This window comes from Aeromonas sp. 601027 (assembly GCF_049174455.1).
Lineage (GTDB): Bacteria > Pseudomonadota > Gammaproteobacteria > Enterobacterales > Aeromonadaceae > Aeromonas > Aeromonas veronii_A.
Map to the genome: position 1 here is coordinate 36,159 of NZ_JAAKTN010000021.1, position 6,476 is coordinate 42,634.

A 6,476-nucleotide genomic window follows, 5' to 3' on the forward strand; every position below is an offset into this window, starting at 1 on the left:
GAGGCGTCGATGGCCAAACGCTGGTCGGGTTATCTGATTTTGGGGATGTGGCTGCTCAACCTGCTTCATCTCTATCTGGGTCTCTCCCCCTGGCCCGCGGCCATTGCAGCCTGGGGGGCGTCACTGCTCACCTGGCCCTGGCTGGTAGGGGCCGCCAGGCGGCAGGCGCTGGCCCTGTATAGTGCCGCCCTGCTGCTGTTGATCTTCTCCTGGTGGCAGGGCGCGACCCTCATTGCCGGTGACTGGCTGCTGCCCAATATCAATATGCTCACCATGTTTGCCGCGGTGAGCACCCTCAACCTTGCCACTTCCGGCTTGCTGACCGGCACCACCTCCTGGACCGGGCGCAAGGGGCTGTGGAGCACCATGGCCAGCCTCAATCTGCTGGGGGCGGTCATCAATCTCTCGGTGCTCTTTATCATCGGCGATCGGCTGGAGCGTAATGGCACCCTGGAGCGGCGTCAGGTGATGGTGCTGAGCCGGATTTTCTGTGCCGCCGCCTTCTGGTCACCCTTCTTTGTCGCCATGGCGGTGGCGCTCACCTATGCGCCGGGCTTGCAGCTCTCCCATATTCTGCCGCTCGGGATCCTCGCCGCCTTGCTGGCGATGGGGCTGACTGCCTGGCAGGTGGAGAGGATCGGAGTGGCCGACTTTGCCGGTTATCCGCTGCGGTTGCAGACACTGGGGTTGCCGGTCACGCTGGCGTTGCTGGTACTGCTCATCAAGCAGATCTGGCCCCAGCTCGGCATTCTGGCGGTGATCGCACTGGTGGCCCCGCTGCTGGCGCTGCTCTTTATGCCGAGGGCCGGGCGCAAGGCGGCCCTCAAGCGGCAGGTGGTGGAGCGTTTCCCCGCCATCGGCGGTCAGCTGGTGCTGTTTCTGGGGGCCGGTTTGTTGGCGGCAGGCATCAACAGTGCGCTGTCGGTCATCGATTTCGGTGCCGGTCACGGCCTGCCGCTGTTCAACCACTTTGGCTGGCTGGAGGCATCCCTCACTCTGCTGCTGATCCTGCTGGTGGCCATCGTCGGGGTACATCCGCTCATCAGTATCTCCGGGCTGGCGCCACTGCTCTGGCCGCTGGCGCCGGATCCCAGCCTGCTCGGTATGTGTTTCCTGCTGGGATGGGGGCTTGCCACCGGCACCAGTCCGCTCTCCGGATCCAATCTGGCGCTGGCCTCCCGTTACAACCTCAGTGCCGGGCTGATCCTGCGCTGGAACCTGCTTTACGGCCTGCTGATGTATGTGGTCGCCTGTCTGTTGCTGGGGGCTTATATCGCCTTGCATGGATAGCGACCGTGCCATCAGGATGGCATCAATGATGCGTTGGTAGCGGCGCTTTTTAGGTACGGTTTAGAGTGTTGTCGCGGCTCGGGCGCAGGATGCGAGAAAAATAGACGCATATTTAGACAATACATCTATGGAAGGCGCATTTTACAGCGCACTGGCTTGTTTGTGCCGATAGGCTCGGGGTATGCTGGCTCCACGCGCTTGAATCGCCCTCTGTGGGGCATCGCAATTGAACAAACAGGTATGCATATGTCACTAGAAGTCCTTGAGCAACTCGAATCCAAAGTACAATCCGCTGTCGACAACATCTCCCTGCTGAAGATGGAGCTGGACGAGCTGAAAGAACAGAACAGCAAGCTGCAAGACGAGAACCATCAGCTGCGTAACGAGCACGCTGCATGGCAGGAGCGTCTGCGTGCCCTGCTGGGTAAAATGGATCAGATGGGCGAAACCATCTAATTCATCGCCTTCAGGCAGAATTGAAAACGGGCCGCTCTATGAGCGGCCCGTCTATTTTTGTTTTGGCGGGATGGGAATTACAGCGCCAGCAGTTGTTTGACTGTCTTCTCGATGCCGTCCGCGGCTTCGACTATGTTGTTGGCCAGCATGTAGGCGGGGGTGGAGATCACCTTGCGCTCCTGATCCACCACAAACTCGTTGACCGGGCAGTTGAGATGGCTGCCACCCATCTCCTCGATGGCGTTGGCGGTACCCTCGTCATGGCCGATGGTCGCCAGCGTTCCAGCACCATATATCAGCGGGATCATGGCGGGCGCGATGCAGATATAGGCGGCCGGTTTATTGGCTTTGGCAAAGCTCTGGCACGCTTTCAGCACATCGGGCTGGATCTGGCATTCGGCGCCCCTGATTGCGAAGTCGCACAGGTTTTTGGCAGCGCCAAAGCCGCCGGGCACCAGCAGGGCGTCATAATCTACTGCATCCAGCTCGGCCACATCCTTGATCTGGCCACGGCAGATGCGGGCCGCTTCGACCAACACGTTGCGGCTCTCTCCCTTGCTCACTTCACCGGTCAGGTGGTTGATGACATGGAGCTGCGCCACGTTCGGGGCGAAGCACTGGACGGCGGCTCCCTGACGGGCCAGCGCCAGCAGGCTGATGACGGCCTCATGGATTTCGGCTCCGTCAAAGACACCGCAGCCACTCAAAATCACGGCCACTTTTTTCATGGCAAACTCCTCGTTGTTGAAAATGTGAGCCAGGATGGATTGTTGTACTTTTGTATGGTTATCGCTCGCCCTCCGCTGGTCAAGTCATCTTGCTGTGCTAGGATTGTTTCGTTTTGGATCCTGCCGTACCTACTCCCTTAAATCTTTTTCCACATTGATCGAGATCATTCTAACTGTCTCACGATCGGTTTTTACGATCTCAACGCATTGTTTTTAATGGCTTTTTATATTCTTATGCACAGTTTTATCACTGTGCGCTCTGATGCGCCCCATTTTTGAACACAGAGTTATCCACAGATTGAGTCCCTTTATCAGGCGCTGTGTGCTGTTGCTGCGCCCCTTGGTGTGAGGGGGGCCCTGTGGCATCCTAGCGGCTGTTTATCTCTGGCAGGACGATTTCATGGCCCCTAGCAACCCCCTTATTCTGGTCGACGGCTCCTCTTATCTTTACCGCGCCTTCTTCGCCTCCCAGCAGGCCGATCTGCGCACATCGACCGGTTTGCCGAGCGGCGCCGTCCGTGTCATGGCCAACATGATGCGCAGCCTGCGCAAGCAATATCCTGACTGTCATGTGGCCGTGGTGTTTGATGCCAAGGGCAAGACCTTCCGCGATGACATCTATCCCGAGTACAAGGCGACCCGCGCCAGCATGCCGGACGATCTGCGCAGCCAGGTTGCCCCGATCCACCAGATGATCAAGGCGATGGGTTTCCCCTTCCTGATGGTGGAGGGGGTGGAGGCCGACGACGTGATCGGCACCCTGGCCCGCCAGGCGACCGAGAAGCAGCTACCGGTGCTGATCAGTACAGGTGACAAGGATATGGCGCAGCTGGTCTCCGATCATGTCACCCTGATCGACACCATGAAAGATGTGAAGACCGATCGGGAAGGGGTGATCGAGAAGTTTGGCGTACCGCCCGAGCTCATCATCGACTATCTGGCCCTGATGGGTGACAAGGTCGACAACATTCCCGGTATGACCGGTGTCGGCGAGAAGACTGCACTGGCTCTGCTGCAGGGGATTGGCAGTATCGACGAGATTGCCGCCAACCTGGACAAGGTGGCCGCCCTCGGCTTCCGAGGCTCCAAGGCGTTCGCCGACAAGTTCCGCGAGCAGGAAGAGCAGGTTCGTCTCTCCTATCGACTGGCGACCATCAAGACCGATGTCGAGCTGGAACAGAGTCTGGAAGAGCTGTTGCTCAAGCCGGTCGACAAGGAGTCCCTGCTGGCGGTCTATCGCGAATACGAGCTGCGCAACCTGATCAAGGAGCTGGAATCCGGTGGTGAAGAGGGCAGCGAGAGCGCCGGACAGAACGAGGCTGGCGATGAGAGCGCCGCTCCGGTTGCCGCCATCGAAACCGACTACCGCTGCATTCTGGACGAAGCCGAGTTTGACGGCTGGCTGGAACAGCTGAAAGCGGCACCGCTGTTTGCCTTCGATACCGAAACCACCAGTCTCGACTATATGGAGGCGCGGATCGTCGGGGTCTCCTTCGCGGTTGAGCCGGGCAAGGCTGCTTATGTGCCGTTTGGCCATGACTATCTGGGGGCACCGGTACAGCTGAGCGAGGCCGTGGTGTTGGGCAAGCTCAAACCGCTGCTGGAAGATCCGACCCGTCTCAAGGTGGGGCAGAATCTCAAATACGATCGCAACGTGCTGCTCAACCACGACATCGACCTGCAAGGTATCGCCTACGACACCATGCTCGAATCCTATGTGCTCAACTCCACCGCCAGTCGCCACGACATGGATTCGCTGGCCAAGCGTTACCTCGGGGTTGAGACCACCTCCTTTGAAGATATTGCGGGCAAAGGGGTGAAACAGCTCACCTTCAACCAGATCGAGCTGGAGCAGGCCGCCCCCTATGCGGCGGAAGATGCCGATATCACCCTGCGTCTTCATCAGGCGCTGTGGGGTCAGCTGGAGGCCGTGCCGGGTCTCGCCAAGGTATTCAGCGAGATCGAACTGCCTCTGCTGCCAGTGCTGGCGCGGATGGAGTTGCTCGGCACCACTATCGATCCCAAGTTGCTGCACCAGCAGAGCCAGGAGATCGAGCTGCGCTTGGCGGAGCTGGAGAAGCAGGCCCATGAGCTGGCTGGACAGGAGTTCAACCTCTCCTCACCCAAGCAGCTTGGGGAGATCCTCTTCACCAAGCTGGGCCTACCGATCATCAAAAAGACGCCGAAGGGGGCACCGTCCACCGCAGAAGAGGTGCTGGCCGAGCTGGCGGAGACCTATGAGCTGCCGCAACTGCTGATGGAGCATCGTGGGCTGGCCAAGCTCAAGTCCACCTACACCGACAAGTTGCCGCTGATGATCAAGCCGCAGACCGGGCGGGTACATACCTCCTATCATCAGGCGGTAGCGGCTACGGGCCGTTTGTCATCATCTGATCCCAACCTGCAGAACATCCCGGTGCGCAACGAGCAGGGGCGCCGGATCCGTCAGGCCTTTATTCCGAGCGCCGGTTACAAGCTGGTGGCGGCGGACTACTCCCAGATCGAGCTGCGCATCATGGCGCACCTCTCCGGTGACAAGGGGTTGCTGACCGCCTTTGCCGAGGGCAAGGACATCCACAAGGCGACTGCCGCCGAGGTATTCAGTGTAGCGCTCGATGCGGTCACCACCGACATGCGCCGCAGCGCCAAGGCGATCAACTTCGGTCTTATCTACGGCATGAGTGCCTTCGGTTTGGCCAAGCAGCTGGGGATCGGTCGTGCCGAAGCGCAGAAGTACATGGATCTCTACTTCGAACGCTACCCGGGCGTGCTGGAGTATATGGAGCGTACCCGCCAGCAGGCGGAAGCCCAGGGTTATGTCGAGACCCTGTTTGGTCGTCGCCTCTATCTGCCGGATATCAAGTCCCGCAACGCCGGTCTGCGCAAGGCAGCCGAGCGGGCCGCCATCAACGCGCCTATGCAGGGCACGGCCGCCGATATCATCAAGCGCGCCATGATCAACGTGGACAGCTGGATCCGCGGTATCGGGGATGAGTCGATCCGCATGCTGATGCAGGTACACGATGAACTGGTGTTCGAGATCCGCGAAGAGAAGCTGGAGGAGTATACCGCCATCATCAAGGAGAAGATGTCGGCCGCTGCCGAACTGCATGTGCCGCTGCTGGTTGAAGCGGGTACCGGCGACAACTGGGATCAGGCCCACTGATTTCCGGTCAGCCGTTCTGCACGGCTATATAGATAGCTATATAAGAAGCGAAGCCCGGCATCATGCCGGGCTTCCTGTTTCTGCCAGCCCTATCAGGTCTCTTGCAGATACTCATCCTTGAGCAGCACATAATTGTCGGCCGAGGTCTTGAGGAAGGCGATCTCGGCGGGTTTGAGCGGACGAGCCTGTTTGACGGGATTCCCTATATATAGAAAGCCCGATTCGAGTCGCTTGCCCGGTGGCACCAGTGAACCTGCGCCGATCATCACATCATCTTCAACCACGACGCCATCAAGCAGAATGGCACCCATGCCGACCAGCACCCGGTTGCCTATGGTGCAGCCGTGCAGCATCGCCTTGTGACCCACAGTGACATCTTCACCGATCAGCAGCGGATAGCCGGTCGGATTGCTGACGCTCTTGCGGGTCAGATGCAATACGGTGCCATCCTGAATGTTGCTGCGGGCGCCGATGCGGATATGGTTCACATCCCCCCGTGCCGCCACCATGGGCCAGATGCTGGCGTCGTCGGCCAGTTCGATATCGCCCACCAGTGTCGCGCAGGGATCTACATACACCCGTTTGCCCAGTTGCGGGCGTTTTCCCTTATAGGGTCTCAGTCGCAAGTCCATCTTGGCCTCCTTGTTTTCGGCCATTCTAGCAATCTGGAACCAGTTTCTGTGGATAAGTTTGTATAAAAGCTGTGTCTGGATATGAATAACTAAAAAAGTGCGGTTTTTTGCAATTTTATTGCAGATAAGGGGTTGCCAGAAAGAATCTGTTCCCTATAATGCGCCTCCATCGACACGGCAAGCGGCAACGCAAACAACCTCGTC

General features: G+C 58.9%; 5 protein-coding genes. 3 read left to right on the forward strand and 2 right to left on the reverse strand.

The genetic code is table 11. From position 1 onward, the window contains the following. Positions 1-9: 9 nt before the first annotated feature. Positions 10-1,290, forward strand: a complete 1,281-nt coding sequence (locus G5193_RS21035; RefSeq protein WP_421207252.1) for a hypothetical protein — start codon at positions 10-12, stop codon at positions 1,288-1,290. Positions 1,291-1,536: 246 nt separating this feature from the next. Then, positions 1,537-1,746, forward strand: coding sequence for a cell division protein ZapB (locus G5193_RS21040; RefSeq protein WP_005342050.1), 210 nt, complete (start codon positions 1,537-1,539; stop codon positions 1,744-1,746). A 77-nt stretch (positions 1,747-1,823) separates the two neighbouring features. On the opposite strand, the gene elbB is transcribed toward G5193_RS21040, so the two are convergent. Beyond that, the gene (elbB, locus tag G5193_RS21045) at positions 1,824-2,474 is read right to left on the reverse strand and encodes an isoprenoid biosynthesis glyoxalase ElbB (RefSeq protein ID WP_227341734.1); all 651 of its coding nucleotides are present in this window, start codon (positions 2,472-2,474) and stop codon (positions 1,824-1,826) included. A 400-nt stretch (positions 2,475-2,874) separates the two neighbouring features. On the opposite strand from elbB, the gene polA reads away from it, so the two are divergent. Continuing rightward, positions 2,875-5,640, forward strand: coding sequence for a DNA polymerase I (gene polA / locus G5193_RS21050; protein ID WP_421207254.1), 2,766 nt, complete (start codon positions 2,875-2,877; stop codon positions 5,638-5,640). A gap of 92 nt (positions 5,641-5,732) precedes the next feature. Here the strand turns inward: polA and G5193_RS21055 are convergent, their stop codons facing one another. After that, positions 5,733-6,272 (reverse strand): gamma carbonic anhydrase family protein, encoded by a 540-nt coding sequence (locus tag G5193_RS21055; RefSeq protein ID WP_058057072.1) that lies wholly within the window; start codon positions 6,270-6,272, stop codon positions 5,733-5,735. Positions 6,273-6,476 lie beyond the last annotated feature (204 nt).